Origin of the sequence: Paenibacillus sp. 2KB_22 (assembly GCF_052115745.1) — a bacterium.
Lineage (GTDB): Bacteria > Bacillota > Bacilli > Paenibacillales > Paenibacillaceae > Paenibacillus.
In genome coordinates this window covers 56,954-76,797 of record NZ_JBFRHG010000001.1, presented here as the reverse complement: position 1 = coordinate 76,797, position 19,844 = coordinate 56,954, and the positions used below count along the sequence as shown (strand labels likewise).

11 protein-coding genes are annotated in these 19,844 nt (G+C 47.1%); 9 read left to right on the top strand and 2 right to left on the bottom strand.

The genetic code is table 11. The features are described from left to right. The first annotated feature begins 41 nt into the window (after positions 1–41). Positions 42–404 (top strand): VOC family protein, encoded by a 363-nt coding sequence (locus tag AB4111_RS00295; RefSeq protein WP_442029448.1) that lies wholly within the window; start codon positions 42–44, stop codon positions 402–404. Positions 405–459: 55 nt separating this feature from the next. On the opposite strand, the gene AB4111_RS00290 is transcribed toward AB4111_RS00295, so the two are convergent. Together AB4111_RS00290 and AB4111_RS00285 are read right to left on the bottom strand one after the other, a co-directional pair. Continuing rightward, complete coding sequence (locus AB4111_RS00290) at positions 460–903, bottom strand: Rrf2 family transcriptional regulator (RefSeq protein ID WP_442029446.1); 444 nt, start codon at positions 901–903, stop codon at positions 460–462. A 610-nt stretch (positions 904–1,513) separates the two neighbouring features. Next, a complete protein-coding gene (locus AB4111_RS00285; RefSeq protein WP_442029444.1) occupies positions 1,514–2,824 on the bottom strand; it encodes an amidohydrolase family protein in 1,311 nt (436 codons plus the stop codon). A 164-nt stretch (positions 2,825–2,988) separates the two neighbouring features. Between AB4111_RS00285 and AB4111_RS00280 the strand changes: the two genes are divergently transcribed. The 8 genes from AB4111_RS00280 to AB4111_RS00245 all read left to right on the top strand — a co-directional run bounded on the left by AB4111_RS00280 (position 2,989) and on the right by AB4111_RS00245 (position 19,782). Further along, positions 2,989–3,417 carry a MarR family winged helix-turn-helix transcriptional regulator gene (locus AB4111_RS00280; protein ID WP_442029442.1) on the top strand — a complete coding sequence of 143 codons (429 nt, stop codon included), beginning with the start codon at positions 2,989–2,991 and terminating at the stop codon, positions 3,415–3,417. 152 nt (positions 3,418–3,569) lie between these two features. Beyond that, positions 3,570–3,803: a hypothetical protein gene (locus AB4111_RS00275; protein WP_442029440.1), complete on the top strand. Its 234-nt coding sequence runs from the start codon at positions 3,570–3,572 to the stop codon at positions 3,801–3,803. A 206-nt stretch (positions 3,804–4,009) separates the two neighbouring features. After that, positions 4,010–6,385, top strand: a complete 2,376-nt coding sequence (locus AB4111_RS00270) for a glycoside hydrolase family 95 protein (protein ID WP_442029438.1) — start codon at positions 4,010–4,012, stop codon at positions 6,383–6,385. Positions 6,386–6,517: 132 nt separating this feature from the next. Continuing rightward, on the top strand, positions 6,518–8,572 hold the full coding sequence (locus AB4111_RS00265; protein WP_442029436.1) for an alpha-galactosidase: 2,055 nt from the start codon (positions 6,518–6,520) through the stop codon (positions 8,570–8,572). 152 nt (positions 8,573–8,724) lie between these two features. Continuing rightward, positions 8,725–11,055 carry a glycoside hydrolase family 95 protein gene (locus AB4111_RS00260; protein WP_442029434.1) on the top strand — a complete coding sequence of 777 codons (2,331 nt, stop codon included), beginning with the start codon at positions 8,725–8,727 and terminating at the stop codon, positions 11,053–11,055. Between the two features lie 100 nt (positions 11,056–11,155). After that, complete coding sequence (locus tag AB4111_RS00255; RefSeq protein ID WP_442029432.1) at positions 11,156–12,688, top strand: response regulator transcription factor; 1,533 nt, start codon at positions 11,156–11,158, stop codon at positions 12,686–12,688. A 237-nt stretch (positions 12,689–12,925) separates the two neighbouring features. Continuing rightward, a complete protein-coding gene (locus tag AB4111_RS00250) occupies positions 12,926–17,494 on the top strand; it encodes an S-layer homology domain-containing protein (protein ID WP_442029430.1) in 4,569 nt (1,522 codons plus the stop codon). Between the two features lie 167 nt (positions 17,495–17,661). Continuing rightward, positions 17,662–19,782: an alpha-galactosidase gene (locus AB4111_RS00245; RefSeq protein ID WP_442029428.1), complete on the top strand. Its 2,121-nt coding sequence runs from the start codon at positions 17,662–17,664 to the stop codon at positions 19,780–19,782. Positions 19,783–19,844 lie beyond the last annotated feature (62 nt).

Genomic DNA, 19,844 nt, shown 5'->3' with positions numbered 1-19,844 from the left:
CCGTTGTGGTTATATTCAAAATATAGAAATTGGAGGTAAGCATGAAAATTATAAATCATTTTATCCCCGTTTTTACCGAGCAACTGGAGTTAACCGTTGCATATTATGAATCTCTTGCTAATCGAACTATGGATCGAACGTGGAATATTCCCGAGGCTGGCTTATCTTTAGCCACAGTATATCCTTACGTCATTGTATCGGGAAGTCCAGAGGCTTTGGAGCCCGCTAGATCACTTCGAGCAGTGGTGTATGTCGATTCCATGGACGAATTGAAGGCAGAATTAACAAAACAAAATACCCTTATCGTAAGAGATCAGCATGGTCCTATTGGTCCAAGCGTTTTTGTTCAACATCCTGATGGTAGTTTTATTGAATATGTTGAGCCTGAGGAAACTTCTGTCTGAATTGGTGCAAAATCAAAACATACAAAATAATAAGCTACTCCATTAGAGGAGCAGCTTATTTTGTATTTGCCTTTATCCGTAGTTGCTCCACAATTTGAGCTAGGGTAACAGAAGCGAGTTCATCCTCCATAGCCTTCTGTGCATTAGAGAATTGGGGTAATAGGATGGATTCAATATTCATTCCTACAGAACAATTGGGGTCAGTATCCTTGTGGATTTTGAAAAGCTGATCTCCATCCACAGATTCGACTGCTTGAAAGATATCCAGTAGGGTTAATCTTTCAGGAGATATCAGAAGAGAGGCCCCCGCAACTCCTGGTTTTGTATCAATATAACCTGCTTTTTTGAGCTGAGCCATAATCCTTCTAATGACTACAGGGTTACTATTGATGCTACGCGCAATTCGATCACCTGTACTATATAGGGGGTCCAACGAGATCATGGAAAGAATATGGACAGCCATCGAAAAGCGACTACTTATTTGTTTCAATCTACTCACCTTCTTTGCTGAATAGTATAGTTTCTTTCAAAGAACAGGTCAATCGACGGCTTCCTTGCCAAGTAAACAGAGTGAATATAAGGAATGTTTAACTTCACTACATTTAGGAAAACCATAACAAAAACCACCCGCTATGAACTCATCTCCAATCGTTAGATGGTCTCCAACAATCGAGATACAGCTCACCGAACGCGTGGTTTTAATTTTCCTTTACCTAATGGAAATGAGAATAAACTGTAAGCCTACATGAGTGCTACTGCCCTTAACACGGTACGAAATGATGCAGTCCGATTATGATGCATTGTGCGGAATATAGTGTGATGAGGAAGTAATGTGTGATGCTTATGCCAAGGACAAGAACTTGTTCCTATTGCAGATAGGCATATATCTGATCGTTAACCTCCCCGTTAGTTTAATTAGACCACAACAAATGAAGTGGGGAATGACAACAAAAAACAGAAACCAAAGCAAATTGAAAAATCACGAAAAAAAAGGTTCAGTCACACAGTTGGGCGCCGTTCCTGAAATGATATAAAGTCGAAGAGGGACTTCATTTTGAAGACCCTCTTCTTGGTAATTTCACAATTAGCAACGCCATAATTGACTAGGTTTAACCTGGTTGTTGCGAACCATTGAACCACACAGATTGGATTGACAAGGTATCAGAAATATTAGTGGTCGGATCACCGTTTATGAGAATAAAATCAGCACGCGCACCTTCGGAAATCCGGCCGCGATCATGTAGACCAAAGCAACGTGCCGGTTTGGCAGTAGCAGACTGAAGAGCTTCGATCGGAGTGAACCCGGCCTTCACCAGCAGCTGCATTTCGTGGTGGACACTGGCCCCATGAGCAAGTCCACCAAGGTTCGGAACGGGAACCGGTGCTACATCCGTCCCTACAAGAATATCAACTCCGGCATGGTGAAGATCCATCACATTCTTAAAGCTGTTCTCCATATTGCCTTGAGGGAATGTATTGAAACTTGAGTTCAGAATATCGATCCAATCCGGACTTAATTTGGAATGCACTCTTGGATCACTCGCGAGTTCCGATGCCGGATCACCAATAATTGATGAATTCAATACCAAGCACGGTGTAACAAAAGCTCCAGAATCAGCTATGGATTTAACCAATTCGGACGTCCACTCGGGTCTGTCAATAAACAAGTGGCCCAAACCGTCCACTCCAAAATCGATGGCTGCTTTCGATGAAAGAGCCGTCAAGACGTGGGCGATGACCAATTTATCGAACTTATGGGCTTCAGTAACGGCTGTTTTTAGAATCTCATCACTTAGAACAGGCAGGCCAGGTGCCCCCATGACCGTTCCTTCTTCAATCATGATCTTAATATAGTCCGATCCATTCTCCACTTGGGTATGCACATGTTTGATGGCTTCTTCAACTGTCGTCACTTGAGGTATTTCGTCGTGATCGTGAGCGTAAGCGGCCAACATGGCTTCCCGGTCTGCCTCTGATAACTTCTCTAGTTCCTTTAATACGAATTCAGGTATTTCATCTCCATCTGGCAGTAATTCATCGGGGTGCCCACCAGGAGCGGTAATCGCTGTACCAGCAGAACGGACGTCCGCGATGTCATCCACATTTTTCAGCTGAATTTCGCGTCCTCTTTTAGTAAAATCCCCGTTCATTTCGAGTTCTGTTGTAACACCGAATTTCAAGGCATCTCGTAATCCGCCAATTGAGGTATGGACATGTGCATCAATCAGACCAGGTATCAATGTAGCATTTTCTCCATCGATAATTGTTGCATCGACTGGAATGTCTCCGCCTACTGAAATAATGGACTCTCCACTAATGATAATATGTCTGGGATCAATAATTTGATATCCGTCAAAGATTCGTACATTCGTAATCGCCGTAATTTCTTCTAACCCAGCATTTTGTTTTACATTCTCCATCCTAATTCCTCCTAATGCGTTTTTGACTGAACACTTCGGAGTATAACTGTTAGATACCTAACAGTCAACAAACTAATATTTGTTTGACAAGTATATTAGGATCGCTGTATAGTTTAGTTACTTACAATTAGACTCCTAACAATTAGAGAGGGAGATGGATGGTCATGCATTCCCGAAAAGATACGCCTTATATGGATTTGTTTCAGATTATCGGGCTTAAGTTAAAGAAAAGAGCGGATGAGAGTATAAAAGAGCTAGGATTAACTTCTCAACAAGGAAAAGTAATCGATTATATTTATGCGAATCAAAATAATCACATTATTCAAAAGGATATTGCTGATCGGTTTCATCTGCGTGGGGCAAGCGTTACAAGCATGCTTCAAGGTCTAGAGCAAAAAGGGTTCATCGAACGTAAAATCTCGGTCAATAATGAACGGCAAAAAAATATATATGTTTTACCAAAAGCGGTTGAATTGATTGAAGAGTTTAATAACTCATTTCAAAAAGTAGAGGATAAAATTGCTCAAACCCTTAATGACGAGGAGAAGCAAATCTTAAAGAAATTGCTAATCAAAATTAATGAAAGCATATAAAGAAGAGGAAATATATAGATAGCCTAAAGCTAAAAGGAATGTTTGCCTTGCAAACACGTTTAAACTAACGGGAAACAATAGTTCCATAAAACCAAAGGAGGCCGCTGATCAACAGGATCAGCGGCCTTATTCGACTACCGGGCAGAAAGACGATGATAATCAAAAAGTGTCGCGGGGCAAAAACATTGTGTCATTTCCAATTTGAGAATGATCTATCTGGTGATGAGATCGAATCTGTCCGTTCCGGTTCGTTGACGACCTACGCCTTCAACAAAGTGGCTGCTGGTGAGCTTTTGCTGACTCTTGCTCATCCGGTAACGGATAGTATTGGCAGCCATGATGTCGTTGAGAACATAACCTGGACACCGTTTCGCATCTTACAGTGATGTCCAGATTCTGAACGCCAAGTCCACCCGTGGGTTGGTTTTCAAGTCGAATAAAATATTGTCTACCACAGAGACAGGAAAGTTATCCTGCTACGAAGAAACAGTTTATGTAAGCGCATGCAACAAGGTTAACCTTGTCGATAACACGTTTACGGATGTTCCAAATAGAATTGGCTAGCAAATAAGAAAATTAAGGGAGAGTGCACATGAAACTTCAATATGACAAACCTGCAAATGTATGGACGGAAGGTCTTCCCATAGGTAATGGCCGTCTTGGCGGCATGATCTTTGGTGGGGTGGAGCAGGAGAAAATCAGCTTGAATGAGGACACCCTGTGGTCCGGTTATCCGAAGGACGGCAACAATCCTGGGGCAAAGGATGCTCTGCCAAAGGTCCGTGCGCTGTTACAAGAGGAACGTTATACGGAAGCAGACACGCTGACTAGAGAGATGATGGGCCCGTACACTCAATCGTATCTGCCCTTCGGAGATTTACTCCTGCGTTTTGAACACGGGGATATCTATCATTCCTACAAGCGGACGCTGGATGTAGAAAATGCAGTGCACAGCCTTGAATATCAGATTGGCCATGTGATTTATACCCGCGAAATGTTTGCGTCGCATCCGGATCAGGTACTTGTGCTGCGGCTGGCTGCTAGTGTGGAAGGTGCGCTGAATGTACATGCGTCACTGGATAGCCCGCTTCGGCATGTGACTCGTGCTAGGGAAGAACGTTTTGTTCTGGAAGGAACAGCCCCGGAGCATGTAGATCCGAGCTATTTTGCAAGCGATGAGCCGATTCGATACGGTGACCCTGAACATAACAAGGCAATGGTTTTTGAAGGACAGCTAGCGGTGAAGACAGAGGACGGACAGGTAACGGTGGATGCCAATGGAATTCATGTATTGGGTGCAACAACGGCAACCTTTTATTTCAGCGCAGCTACAAGTTTTAACGGTATGGATGCCATTCCGGGAGTCGAGGGAAAAGATGCTTCCTTCACTGCAAGTTCATTTCTGAATGAGGCGGTAGCCAAGCCATATGACAGCATGCTTGACTCGCATATTGAAGATTACCGTAGGTTGTTTGATCGGGTGAAGCTCCAGCTTGGGAATTCACCTGCTCCGGAGGAGATGTCGACCGAACAGCGGATTACAACCTTTGGAGCGGAGGACCCGGGGCTTGTGGAACTGCTCTTTCACTATGGGCGCTACTTGCTGATCTCAAGCTCCCGTCCGGGAACACAAGCCGCGAATCTTCAGGGTATATGGAATGCAGTAACTCGTCCTCCCTGGAGCAGCAATTATACGTTGAACATCAACACGGAGATGAACTATTGGCCTGCTGAAATATGCAATCTGGCCGAATGCCATGAGCCCTTACTGGACTTGATCAGCAAACTGGCTAAAAAAGGTGCTGAAACAGCACAGGTCAATTATGGAACTTGTGGCTGGACCGCGCATCATAACACGGATATCTGGGGACAGACGGCGCCGGTGGGCAATTATGGTGACGGTGATCCAAGCTGGGCCTTCTGGCCGATGGGAGGTGTTTGGCTGACTCAGCATTTATGGGAGCATTATACCTTTAGTGGAGACGAGACGTATTTGCGTACTTCCGCTTATCCTGTGTTGAAGGAGGCAACCCTGTTCGCACTGGACTGGCTGATTGACGATGGTAGCGGTCGTCTTGTGACTGCACCTTCGACATCGCCGGAGCATAAATTCAGAACAGCGCAAGGTGTAGCAGCTGTCAGTCCGGGTTCAACCATGGATATCTCATTGATCTGGGAATTGTTCACCAACTGTATTGAAGCCTCGGAGATTCTTGGAACAGACCCGGATTTCAGGAACGAACTGGTGAGCATCCGTGAGCGTCTTCTCCCGCTACAAATCGGCAAATACGGCCAATTGCAGGAGTGGTCGAAGGACTTTGAGGATGAGGATATCTATCATCGGCATACCTCACATCTGGTAGGGGTTTATCCGGGTCGACAGCTTTCGGACGAGGAGACACCAGAGTTGTTTGGCGCTGCCAGAACCTCGCTTGAGCGACGGGGAGACGAAAGCACAGGCTGGAGCCTTGGATGGCGTGTTGCGCTTTGGAGTCGTTTCAGGGAAGGTAATCGTTCCCTGCGTCTGCTATCCAACATGCTACGCCTGGTCAGAGATGGGTCGTCGGAACAATACAACCATGGAGGGGTTTATCCGAATCTTCTGGGAGCACATCCTCCGTTTCAGATCGACGGCAACTTCGCCGCCTCTGCCGGGATAGCCGAGATGCTGCTGCAATCTCACCGTCCTTATATGGAACTGCTTCCCGCACTGCCGGATGCTTGGCAGCAAGGCAGCGTTTCCGGTCTGCGTGCCCGAGGCGGATTTGAGGTTAGTATACGGTGGGACAACGGACAACTTGCAGAAGCGTATATCACTTCACACCTGGGCCGGGACTGCGTTCTTAGAGGTGAAGGTCCAGTTGTGGTAACACTTGACGGCAACGTGATTGAAACGGAGGGCACCGATTTAGATCACATAAGCTTCCCTACATCTGCAGGACGTACTTACAAGGTTAAGTTGAGTTAAATCGCGTTATGTATCGGAAGATTGTTGCATGGAAAATGCTCTATTCGGTCTTTATAATGAGGGCAGACTTGGGCAGGAGAGACATAACCAGCTCCGCACAGGGCACATCATGCAACAATAAGGAGGCACATCATGCTAACTAGCGATACAGCCGTACAAGCGCAGCAACAGAATGATAATCTTGTAAGCGTTACAAATGGGCACGTGAGCCTGGAGATTAATCTTGAAAATGGCGAAGTGTCCTGTATCGGCAAGCATTCTTCCCATGTGAAGGGCATTCGTAGTGCTTTTCGCTGGCAGGGCCGGGAATACAGCACGGATCATTATCAGAACCATGAGCTGACGGCACAGGAAGATATTGTTCGAGAAGGTTTTGGAAAAGGTATCCGCTTGGTCGTGCTGCATAAAACCTCGTTGCTGCCGCAACTGGAGCAGCATTTTTATATGTATGAATCCTCACCGTTTGTACTGGTGCAGACCGCTATAGTCAGTGATGAAGAGCTTAAGGCGAATCGCATGGCTGTCATCCAATCCAAAACCATATCCCTCGGCGGAAATTCCGGCCAGGATGAACCGAGCATTCTGCGTGTACCGTTTGACAACGATAAATGGGTGAGATATACGGTGGTCAAGCCGCCGCTTGATGTGGAGAGCTACGAAGCGACAGCCTTGTTCGCGCCCGATAGCCGCCGGGGAATTGTGATGGGTTCCCTTACGCATAAAGTATGGAAAACAGGGATTCGTATGCAAAGCGAAAAAAGCGGACGGATAGAGGGACTTGATCTGTACGGTGGTGCTGTGAGTGAACTGACTCGCGATTCCCAGCCTCATGGCTATGTGAAGGGAAAAAGAGTGGAATCTCCCCTGGTATTCATCGGGTTCTATGAAGACTACCGTGAAGGTCTTGAAGCCTACGGTCAGGCGAATACCTGGATTGAGGCTCAATTACCTTGGGAGGGCGGCGTTCCGATCGGGTGGAACAGTTGGTCTGCGGCCATGAGTGATCTGGACTATGATCTGTATACAGCAACCAGTGATTTTCTAAAAAAAGAAGTGCAACCACTTGGATTCCAGAATGAAGATACTCTATATATTAACTTTGACGCGTTCTGGGACAATTTCACACCGGAAGAAATGAAGAGTGCGTTGGACCAGGTACGGCAAAACGGACATAGAGCGGGCACGTACTGGACCCCATTTGCCTTCTGGGGAGGGCCTGATCAGTTCGGTCAGACAGTCGAAGGAACGAACGGCAAATATACCTATGCTGATATCCTGCTGCGTGACGGTGAGGGCGAGATCCTGCCGGATGTAGACGGTGGTCTGGCTATTGACCCGACACATCCTGGAAACCTGCAAAGGATTGACTGGTTCACGGACAAATTCATCTCGGAAGGTTTCGCATATATCAAATTGGATTTCTTGGCGCATGGCGCGCTTGAAGGGCAGCACCACAACCCGGATATTACAACAGGAATCGCGGCTTATCATTATGGCATGTCTTATTTGCAGCATAAGCTCTCGCCAGACGTAATCGGACGACCGTTTTTCATTAACTTGTCCATCGCCCCATTATTTCCTTATGCTTTTGCCCACAGCCGCCGTATCTCCTGTGATGTCTTCGGTACACTTGCGGATACGGAATACATGTTGAACTCATTGACACACGGCTGGTGGATGAGCAATACGCTCTATCGCTACAATGATCCTGACCACTCGGTGTTGTACAAAAGCTTCAACCAGGAAGCTACCGGTTGGCATGAAGGACGCAGCCGTCTGACCGCTTCAGTTATTGCCGGTACGGTGCTCCTGCTCGGGGATGACTTCCGTAAAGAGGAAGCTGCCGAACGAGCAAAAGAATGGCTTAGCAACAAGGATATTTTGAGCGTTGCTCGTATGGGCAAAACCTTCCGTCCAGTTGAAGGCGATTATGGGAAGCTGTCATCTGACGTGTTTGTCTTGGAATCGCCGGAAGAGAACAGTCTCTATCTCGCCGTCTTCAACTTTGATGCTGAACAAGCTGCGGTTAAATCTATCTCGCTGGAGCGGGCCGGACTAAATTCCAATGCTGTATACAGCTTGCAGGATCTGTGGGAAGGCTCACAAGGGGAAATGTCTGGAGGGCTTACTATCTCACTGGAACCGGCGGAATCCAAAATTTTCAGATTGACTGTGAAGGAAAACTGATCTGAGGCGAAGTGACCATTCAAAGCCGTGATTCAGTTTTAGAATAAAAACAAAGTCAAACGCGCGCTTATGTATCTCACAGATCGCGCGTTTGCTATTTTTGGGAATGAGTCTATTTCTAGAGATAATCATTTTGGACCGGAGGACATGATATGAATGAGTTTACTATGTGGTATTCAACGCCTGCCGCACATTGGTCTCAAGGCCTGCCGCTGGGAAATGGAAGAATAGGGGCAGTTGTTATGGCTACATCACATCGAGAGGTATGGAGTATGAGCGAAGTTACCTTCTGGTCGGGTCGGATTGAACAAGAACAGCCTTCTGAAGGAGGCAAGGCCGCACTGGAAGAGATGCGTAGCTATTTCTTCTCCGGCGATTATGATGAAGGAGATCGTCTTGCCAAACAACATTTGCAGCCAAAGAAGGGTAATTTCGGTACCCATCTTGGATTATGTGAAGTTGTTATTGATATGGAGAAGAAGAATTCGAGTTCGGATGAAGCTGGAAGCTTCCAACGTGAGTTGGATCTGACTCAAGCGCTTGCCGGAGCGTTCTGGAAGGATGACGACAGCATGATTCGACGTGAAGTTTTCGCTTCCAATGTCGATGATCTAGTGGCCTCCAGAGTCTGGAGCGAAGCTCCGGGTGGGGTAACCTTTACACTTGGGTTACAGGCAGGCACGAAATCATTCAAGGTTGTAGCTTTAGATGACAATACGCTTGAATTCCAAGGACAGGCAACGGAAAATGTACATAGTGATGGGACTTGTGGCGTATGGGCCAAGGGTTTGGTCAAGTTGGTTGTATCCGGGGGAACCATCGCAAGTAGAGATGGTCAATTGATCGTGACCGGAGCGGATGAGGCATGGATTTATTTTGTTGTCAGTACGGATTATCGCCGTACAGATCAGGATTGGGAAACAGAAAGCGAGTCTACGCTGTTGAAGGCTTTAGACAAGGGGTATGCCTTGCTGAGGGAGGAGCATATTCGCGATTATGGCGAGCAATATGACAAAGTTGATATTCAATTGGGGGTCAAGGGGAAAGCCGGTCTTTCTACAGACCAACGCATTCGTTTGTTGGAACAGAATGACAAGAATGAAGATCCGCAGCTGTTCGCATTATTTTTTCAATATGGACGGTATCTGACCATTGCGGGTTCTCGCAAGAACTCTCCGCTGCCGCTCCATCTCCAGGGAATCTGGAATGATGGTGAAGCGTGCCGGATGGGCTGGAGCTGTGACTATCACCTCGACGTGAATACCCAGATGAATTATTACCCCACAGAGATTGTGAATCTGGGAGAGAGCCATCTTCCGCTGTTGCGCTACATTGAAGATCTGGCACTGGCGGGCAGAGAAACGGCACGTAACGTATATGGATGCGACGGATGGGTCGCTCATGTGTTCTCCAATGTATGGGGTTTTACGTTACCTGGATGGGAGACCTCGTGGGGATTGAATGTTACAGGCGGATTATGGCTGGCTACACACCTGATTGAGCATTATGAGTACAGTCAGGATCGTGTTTTCCTTGAGAATGTGGCCTATCCCGTACTTAAAGAATCGGCGGCTTTCTATCTGGACTATATGTGTGAGCATCCTCGGAACGGTTGGCTGGTAACGGGCCCTTCGAATTCGCCGGAAAATCATTTCTATCCTGGTAATTCGAGAGAGGGGGCACAACAGCTGTCCATGGGAACGACAATGGACCAGATGCTGGTGTGCAGGCTCTTTGAGTTTTGTCTTCATTCAGTTGAACTTCTGAACAAAGACGAGGAACTTGGACGCAAGCTGTATGAAGCAATTAGCAAGCTTCCACCTCTACAGATCGGCAAGAAAGGCCAGTTACAAGAGTGGCTGGAGGATTATGAGGAGGTGCAGCCGGAGCATCGGCATTTGTCCCATATGTATGCTCTGTATCCGGACAGTCAGATTACACCTGACCGTACACCGGAACTCAGTGCCGCAGCACAAGTAACGCTGGAGAACCGCATGGTCCAGGAAGAGCTGGAGGATGTTGAATTTACAGCTGCTTTGTTTGGACTGGGTTTTGCCAGATTGCACGATGGGGAGATGGCATACAAACACCTCTCACATTTGATCGGCGGTTTGTGCTTCGATAATCTGTTCACCTATTCCAAATCCGGAATTGCAGGAGCAGAGAGTAATATTTTCGTCATTGATGGAAATTTCGGCGGTACAGCTGTCTTAGCGGAGATGCTGCTGCAAAGTTATGCGGGCGAGATTCACCTTCTCCCAGCGCTGCCACAGGCATGGAGCACAGGATCTATCTCCGGTCTGCGGGCAAAAGGGAATGCTGAGGTTGACATCGTCTGGGAGAATGGAAAGCTGACCTCTGCGAACATTCACACTTGCTCGTCAGGAACGTTCACCATTGGTTGGGGGAAACAAAGAACGATCCTTCATGCCGAAGCAGGCGAAAGGTACTATTTCAATAGCCAGCTGGAGTTGGTAAAATAACGATCTATACTTGAAAATAACTTTCATTGATCTGGGCCATGGTCCCACGGGGGGAAAAACATATAATAGAGACAGAAAGAGACAAAGGGAGGGGACATGGATGTACAGTATTTTTTTGGTAGACGATGAAGAACTGGGACTTGAGATGATGAGGGATTATATCCGTTGGGAAGAGATGGGGATCTATATCATGGGAACAGCGAGTAACGGCAGGGAGGCCTTGGAGAAGATTGAGGCTACCCAGCCGGATATCGTTCTTACCGATGTTCAGATGCCGATAATGAACGGTATTGATCTGGCTAGAAAGATATATGAGAGCTACGACTCGATCCAGGTGATGTTTCTTACCGGACACGACGAATTTCAATATGTAAAATCGGCTATCAACGTAGGGGCCGTGGGGTATATGTTAAAACCTTTGGATATGAACGAAATTGAAAGCGTTATCAGTAAAGTTAAACAGCGTTGTGAAGAGGTTGCAATGAAGAACCGTTCCATGGAGGCGGCCAAAGCCAATATCCTGAAGGAGTTATCCTACGAAAAAAATGAGGCTCGTGCTAATGATCTTGCTTGTAGTTACAGCCGTCTAACCCGACAACCGGAGTCCGACCGATATGCAATGGCCTTGTTCAGTATCGATCCCAAGGAGGCTGAAGAGGAACAGCAAAGTCTGGAGGAATGTACAGGTCGGCTGGTGGCTTTTCTCGACCATTTCTTCAAGGCGAAGAACATGAAAGCGATCTTTGTGGATTACAAGGAAGGAGAGACTGGTGTATTTATGGAAGCAGCCCAGCAGCCGGGACACTATGCGTGGGAAGACTTGGCTGAGGCTATTCGTAGTGCACTGGATTTCACGGTGACGGCAGCTGTAGGCGGACAAGAGACCGAGTTAGCCCATATTCACTGTCTGTACGAACAGACGCGTATCGTTTTGAACGAGCGTTTCTATGAAGGTACAGGCACGATTATTCATGCGGAGTCACTTTCGAACCAGTTTTATACGGAGCATATGCCCCCTTTTGAACAAAAGGGATGGTTTGAGGCTATTAACCGACTGGATTTTGAATGGGCGGCACAGAATCTGCACGGGTATATTGAGGGATTGGCAACACTGCGAGTCAAGAAGAAAATCATCTGCGACTGGTCGATAGATCTCGTGAATGAGCTGCTGGAGCAGCTCCATAAACCTGTTCCGAAGCGGGCTGAGCTATATCATTCCATCTATAATGCACTGACTCTGCATGAGATCGAAGATCTGATTCTCGGTACTGCGGAAGATGCTGTGAGCATGCTGGGTGAACGGTTTATGGACAAAAATGCAAAATTGATTCATAAGGTCCGTACCCTCATCGATCAGAATTACAATCAGCCAATTACCATCAACAGCCTGTCTGATCAGGTCTATTTGTCACCGAACTATTTGAGATCCATTTTTAAGGACAAAACAGGGATGACTATTCATGATTACCTGACACGCATCAGACTGGATAAAGCCAAGGAACTACTGGCAGATGGCTCGCTCAAGATTCACGATATCGCGCAGAACGTGGGCTATGAGAGTACATCCTATTTTATTTCTCTATTCCTGAAGACACAGGGCGTAACACCCAACGAATACAGGAAAAGTATATAACCATAAAGGTAAAGATGGTATTGATATGGCAAATGAAAGAGGCTTTCCTGTATGAATAGTAACATTGTGGTATGGAACATCCCCCTCCTCCTTTTTACAATTAGGCATATAGGAAAGAAAGGAGGAGAGAGGGGATTTAACAGCTCTTTATGAAAGCGATTACAGAAAATGGCTGTGAACCACTACAGGATAGGCATATGGAGATCTAACTCAATCAAAAGAAAATGGAGGCATGATATGTTGGGACGAATTATGAAAAAAGGATTTGTGTTCTTTATCATTATTTGTTTGGTCATAGGCGGGGGCCAGTTCGCCCGAACAGCTCACGCCGATGATATGAATACCTATGAAGCTGAGGCCGAGGGGAATATTTTGCTTGGTAACGCGACAATCTCTGATAGCCCGACGGCTTCAGGCGGCAAGAAGGTCGGAGGCATGTATCAGGGCAGTTCCTTGCAATTTAATAATGTTACTGTAAGTGAGACAGGAAATTATAAGATTTCCGTTTACTACATTTCAGGTGATTCCCGGCCATTCAATATTAGTGCGAATGGCGGGGAGAAGCAATATGAAGAACCGCCCAAGACAGTTGACTGGGATACGGTGGGAATGTTTGATGTGACCCTTCCGTTGAACGCGGGTACCAACACCATCCTGATTGATGATAACAACTGGTATTCTCCCGACATCGACAAGATCGTGATCCGAGGTTTGGACAGTGGTCATCCTGGAGAAGGTGGCGGAGATGATTGGAAGAAAAATCTGCATGGTGCAATCATCGAGGCAGAAGCAGCCGACAATATTTTGAAAGGCAATGCCAAGGTGGTGGACAGCAGTATCAGTTCAGGCGGAAAAAAAGTAACGGATCTGAACAAAAACAGCTCACTGCAATTTACGAATGTTACTGTACCGGCAGAGGGTACATATTTGATCCGAATATCTTATATCTCCGGTGACCAGCGACCTGTATATATGCAGGTAAACAATGGCACGGATGAGATGATTGATCTGCCCAAAACGGCAAGCTGGAATACGGTAGGCACGTATGATGCAGAAGCTTCCCTCCATAAGGGAGTTAATACCATTACGTTCTCGGATCATGATTGGTACTCCCCCGATTTTGACCGAATTGAAGTCATCCCGTATACGCTTAGCTATGAAGCCGAAGATTCGGGCAATACGCTGACTGGTGAAGCGCGTGTAACAGAGAGTCCGAATGCTTCCGGCGGCAAAAAGGTCGGCTATCTGAATGGCGGGAGCTCCTTGACGTTCAATCAAATTATAGCCCCCATGACAGGTGATTACCGCATTAAGGTAGATTATTTTTCCGGTGATCCACGGAGTTTCTATGTCCATGCGAATGGTGGGGAAGAGCAGTTTCATGACCTGCCCAAAACCCCGGATTGGGATACGGTAGGTACGTATGATCTTACACTCCCATTAACTGAAGGCGAGAATACGATCACCTTTTCAGATAATAATGGCTATTCTCCCGATCTGGACCGGATTATCGTTGAGCCTGCGATAGAGACAGAACCCGAAACACCGGGTGAAGGCGATGATGATCTGGGAACACCGGGTGACTCGCAACGATACGGGGATATTACGGTGACTGATTACACCCATGGCCTTCTGGTATCGAACGGACAATACGAAGTGTCTTATAATACCCAAACCGGATTTGCCGGTTACAGCTGGGCAGACGGACAGAAGATGCGGGGGATTTTCAGCAGCATTAAAATTGATGAGAATCTTGTTGAAACCAAAGGGTATGAGAGTCATGCAAGCGGTGGAGCACCAGTGGAGATTCAGGATGGATTCGGCAAAGGCATTGAGCTGACTTTTGTTCATACTTCGACGGGCAAACCAACCCTGAAGCAGATCTACCGGTTTTATGAAGATCACTCGTATTTCCTCAACCGTCTGGAAGCCAGCAGTGATACGGAGATCCAGAGTAATTATATGTCACCCATAACGGTGAAAAATACGAGCGGTGTAGATATCGGCGTCAGCTCAGATAATCGAGTACTGACCGTGCCTTTTGACAATGATGCCTGGATTCGTTACAAATCTCAAACGATGAACCGGGCGGATACCAGCTACGAAATGACGACGGTATTTAATAACCCGTCTCGTCATGGTCTGGTGATCGGTTCAGTAACCCATGACACCTGGAAGACAGGTATTGACTGGAAAGGCTCAGCTAATCGGTTGAATGAATTTGCTGTATATGGTGGTGCAGCCAGTGACGTTACCCGCGATACTCAGCCACATGGCAGCCTGACCGGTACTGAAATATCCTCACCTATGATTATGGTAGGCGGTTTCAGTGATTATCGTACAGGACTTGAAGAATACGGTAAAGCCAATGCGATCATCACGCCTCCCCTAGCCTTGAATCCGGAATTGCCGCAAGGTGTTCCAGTTGGATGGAATAGTTGGGGAGCTTATGACAGCGGGCTGTCGTATCAGAACGTAGTGGATGTATCCAATTATTTCAAGAACAGCCTGGCGAAGTTCAATAATAACGGCAACGTATTCATTAATATGGATTCCTACTGGGATAATCTGAGTGATGCAGAGCTTGCCCAAGCCGTATCCGTCATTAAGGACAATGGTCAGCATGCGGGCATCTATTGGGGACCATTTGTATATTGGGGCAACGATATGAGCCAAAAAGTGGATGGTACCAATGGACAATATACGTATGGTGATATTGTACTCAAGGATAGTGCAGGGAAACCTCTGCCTACACTGGATGGAGCATATGCATTGGATGTAACACATCCGGGGAGTCAAATGCGCATGAATTATTTTCTGGATAAGTTTAAAGCGCTTGGCTTCACATTCATCAAACTGGATTTCCTAACCCATGGCTCGCTGGAAGGCCAACATTATGATACTAATGTGACGACAGGGATCCAGGCATACAATGAAGGAATGCATTACGTCGAAGAACGATTGGACGGGAAAATGTTTATTAGTGCGTCCATCGCACCGATCTTTCCGAGCCAATATGCTCACAGCAGACGGATCTCCTGTGACACCTACGGCAAAATCAATGAAACGGAGTATATGCTCAATTCATTGACCTATGGCTTTTGGCAAAATGGAACGATCTATTCCTATACAGACCCTGATCATTTGGCATTAAGTAGAGCATCCAGCCTGGAGGAAGCCCACAGCCGGGTAAATTCCGGCGTGATTGCCGGTACAGTAATGCTGGATTCCGATGATGTGAATGATCCGAAGGCACAGGAGTACATGACGGCATTGTACAATAACACGGATGTTCTTCAGGTGGCGCTGAAAGGGAAAGTATTCAAACCACTTGAAGGGAATACAAACGCCAACGCCGCAGATACGTTTGTTCTGAAGGAAGGCAATGATTATTACCTTGCTGTATTTAATTACAACGGCAACAGTTCAGCAAACAAAACGATCGATTTGGGCCGCGCCGGACTGAATGATTCCAAAACCTATACTTTAAAAGACTTGTGGACAGGTGAATCCTCGTCAGCCACAGGTTCATGGTCCATCTCGCTGGGGCCGGCTGAATCGAAGTTGGTTAAATTAACCGAAAAAACGATCCCTGAAAATCCAGGCAACCCAGGAAACCCAGGTAATCCAAGCAATCCTGGCAGCAACAATAATACTACTAGTGGGAACTCCGGCAACAGCACAGCTCAGGAGAACGATACAGTAACACTGATCATCACAGCCGATATGCTGAAAGTGGACAGTGGGGCAGGGAAAGCCGTCGTAGACATCAAAGCGGATACTCAGGAAGTAAAACTTTCAACGGCTGTCTTACGCCAGCTCGGCAACCATCCACTGGAAGTGAAATCAGGCAAGCTAACCCTGCAAATCCCCGCGAGTTTGTTCCAGCAACTGTTGAGCAAGCTACCAGCTGGGCAACGGGAAGATAGTACGATTTCCTTGAAAATGGTTCCGCTTGGCAGCAAGGCCAGGGAGGTCATTGCCTCTGTGGAATCATCATCTCAGGCAACCGTTGCTCTTAAGGGAGAAATCTATGAATTCAGTCTTTCCACAACAACTAAATCAGGTACAACCGAAACACTATCTGTATTTGATCACCCCATTACGCTGAGCCTAGCAGCAGCTGAGGGCTTCGACCCTTCACAGGGAGGAATGTATTATATTAACGAAAATGGAGAACTGGAATTTTTAAAATCCGATTATGCGAATGGTGTATTAACGACTAAAGTGAGCCACTTTAGCAAGTATGCCGTGCTGGAACTAGATCGGACTTTTACCGATGTTCCGGCCAGTCATTGGGCCAACTCTGTAATCAAGGAGTTGGCAGCAAAGGGCTATGTCGAAGGTACAAACGAGGATCAATTTGAGCCAGGACGTGCAGTCACCCGCGCTGAATTCACCACCATACTCGTTCATTCTCTGGGGCTGACCGTACCAGGAGAAGTACAATTTTCAGATGTTGCGACAGATGCCTGGTACGCGGAACCCATCTCGATTGCGACCCAAGCCGGTATTGTGAAGGGACGAAGCGCAGTCAGCTTCCAGCCGGATTCGCAGATTACCCGGGAGGAAATCACGGTGATGCTGATGAAGGCATATGTACTGAATGTTGGGAACGTGCCTGTTGGTTCTACAGATATCTTGTTTACCGATATGGATCAGGTTTCTTCATGGGCAGCTGATTCGGTAAAGGATGCAGCCCGACTAGGACTGGTTCAAGGCCAAAGCCAGGGACAGTTTGTGCCTAAAGGGATTGCATCCCGTGCAGAAGCGGCTCAGGTCATCTATAACTTAATTTTGAAGTAGGCTTTAAGGCTGCGAATTCCATCGCAGCCTTATTTTCATACCTTTGAAATGACAGACGATATCCCCTATGGATTGTAAGAATGCGATATGGCTAATGTAACTCCTGCTTCCTACAATAATAAGTATGTTCACAACACACAGCACGAGGGTAACAGGAACTCGAAAGGATGATAAACTTGACGATTCAATATAATGAACAGCTACGTATATTTGCAATACAGACGCAAAAATCGTCCTACATTTTCGGAATTAATGAGAGAGACCACCTCCAGCATCTGTATTGGGGTGACCCCGTTGACATTGAGGACAGCGCTCCGTTGCTCCAACTACAATCCCATAGCTCTTTTGACGCGGAAGTGGAGAGAGAGGTAGAGGAGTACAGCTTCTGGGGAGGTGCATCTTATACAGAGCCATCTCTGAAACTGCGTATGCCTGATGGTGTCCGCGATCTTCAGGTAAGGTATGACCGTCATGAGATCATAGTACAGGATGGCAGACAGACGTTGATAATTACGTTGAAGGATCAGGTATATGCACTTGAAACACAGCTGGTATATCGGGTTATCCCGGAGTTCGACCTGGTGGAGCGTTACGCCAATATCGTCAATAGGGGACAGGGGGATATTGTGCTGGAAAGCATGCAATCCGCAGCCTGGACTTTGCCATATCTCCAGGATTACCGTCTGACGCATGTTACGGGGAAATGGTCGGGTGAATTCCAACTGCGCAATACCATTTTGACAGAGGGGAAAAAGGTGCTTGAATCGCGGAGAGGTTTCACAGACGGCCATGCCAACCCATGGTTTGCCATTGATGATGGTCTTTCGACAGAAAGTGGCGGCGGGGTATGGTTTGGTGCTCTCGCCTGGAGCGGTAACTGGAAGATGGTCGCTGAGAAGACGCCATTCACGCATGTGCGGGTCACAGGTGGCATCCATGATTTTGACAATGAATGGTTGCTGGCTGCGGGCGAGACGTTTGAGACACCTGTCTTTGTCGGCGGATTCAGCCCTGAGGGCTTTGGTGGAATGAGCCACCGCTTGCATCAATATCAATACAAGTACATACTGCCTCGCAGTGAAATTGGGAAAGTGCTGTACAACTCCTGGGAAGCTACCTACTTCGATGTGAACTCACAGGACCAAATGGCGCTTGCCGAGCGGGCAGCCAGGATGGGTGTGGAGCTATTTGTCGTGGATGACGGCTGGTTTGGACAGCGGCATTCCGACCGTGCGGGGTTGGGCGACTGGAACGTGAATCAGGAGAAATTTCCAAACGGACTTGTGGAGCTGATTGACCGGGTTCACGGACTTGGGATGGAATTCGGTATATGGGTGGAGCCGGAGTCGGTCAACCCGGATAGTGATCTCTATAGAGCACATCCAGACTGGGTATATCATTTTGAAACCCGGGGACGTACAGAGCTTCGCAATCAGCTGCTGCTAAACATTTCCAAGCCTGAGGTTAAGCAATACATTATCCATTTTATGACCGAACTGCTTGGTAACCATGAGATTAAGTTCATTAAATGGGACATGAACCGGACCATCACGGAGCCTGGCATGAAGGGTCACCCCATTAACCGCCAGAAAGAAATATGGGTAAGGCATGTCCAGAGTCTCTATGATATATGGGCACAGCTACGAGCCAAGTTCCCGGATGTCGAGTTTGAGACTTGCGCAGGGGGTGGCTCGCGGATTGATCTGGGCATCTTCCGTTATGCTGACCAATCCTGGCCGAGTGACAATACGGATGCGTTCGACCGTCTGAGTATTCAGGAAGGCTTCTCGTATACGTACGCGCCACGTATGATGACCTGTTGGGTAACCGAGTCACCTACAGGAATGAACGGTCGAAACGTCTCCCTGAAGTATCGTTTCCACAGTGCAATGATGGGCACGCTTGGTATTGGCTCCAACCTGAACGAGTGGAGTAATGAATGGATTGAGCAGTCCGAGGAATTCATCGGTCAGTACAAAGCCATTCGCCACCTGGTACAATTCGGTAGACAATTCCGTTTGACTGCGCTTCGTCATAAGGGAGTTACCGCTGTACAGTACAGCGATGCTGCCGCAAGTGACCTTGTGCTGTTTGCTTTTCTTCAATCGCAGAAGCTGGGTGAACCGTTGCCCAGACTCCGTTTGGCAGGTCTTCAGGCTGATAAGACCTATCTCATTGAAGAGTTGGGGTTATCGGTCCGTGGCCGTGCTCTGATGAACATTGGGGTGGAATTGCCTCTACGCGGTGATTTTGACAGCCTGGTGTATCGTGTTCGTGAGCAGGTGTAACGTTCTGTAGAATGGTTTAAAAGGAGTGCTTTGCAAGCCAATAGTGGCTGCATCGCACTCCT

Excerpts from the sequence above, each read along its gene's own strand:
- AB4111_RS00275 (WP_442029440.1), top strand. The coding sequence starts at position 3,570 with ATGATAATCAAAAAGTGTCGCGGGGCAAAAACATTGTGTCATTTCCAA.
- AB4111_RS00260 (WP_442029434.1), top strand. The coding sequence starts at position 8,725 with ATGAATGAGTTTACTATGTGGTATTCAACGCCTGCCGCACATTGGTCT.
- AB4111_RS00245 (WP_442029428.1), top strand. The coding sequence starts at position 17,662 with ATGATAAACTTGACGATTCAATATAATGAACAGCTACGTATATTTGCA.
- AB4111_RS00270 (WP_442029438.1), top strand. The coding sequence starts at position 4,010 with ATGAAACTTCAATATGACAAACCTGCAAATGTATGGACGGAAGGTCTT.
- AB4111_RS00250 (WP_442029430.1), top strand. The coding sequence starts at position 12,926 with ATGTTGGGACGAATTATGAAAAAAGGATTTGTGTTCTTTATCATTATT.
- AB4111_RS00265 (WP_442029436.1), top strand. The coding sequence starts at position 6,518 with ATGCTAACTAGCGATACAGCCGTACAAGCGCAGCAACAGAATGATAAT.
- AB4111_RS00295 (WP_442029448.1), top strand. The coding sequence starts at position 42 with ATGAAAATTATAAATCATTTTATCCCCGTTTTTACCGAGCAACTGGAG.
- AB4111_RS00255 (WP_442029432.1), top strand. The coding sequence starts at position 11,156 with ATGTACAGTATTTTTTTGGTAGACGATGAAGAACTGGGACTTGAGATG.
- AB4111_RS00285 (WP_442029444.1), bottom strand. The coding sequence starts at position 2,824 with ATGGAGAATGTAAAACAAAATGCTGGGTTAGAAGAAATTACGGCGATT.
- AB4111_RS00280 (WP_442029442.1), top strand. The coding sequence starts at position 2,989 with ATGCATTCCCGAAAAGATACGCCTTATATGGATTTGTTTCAGATTATC.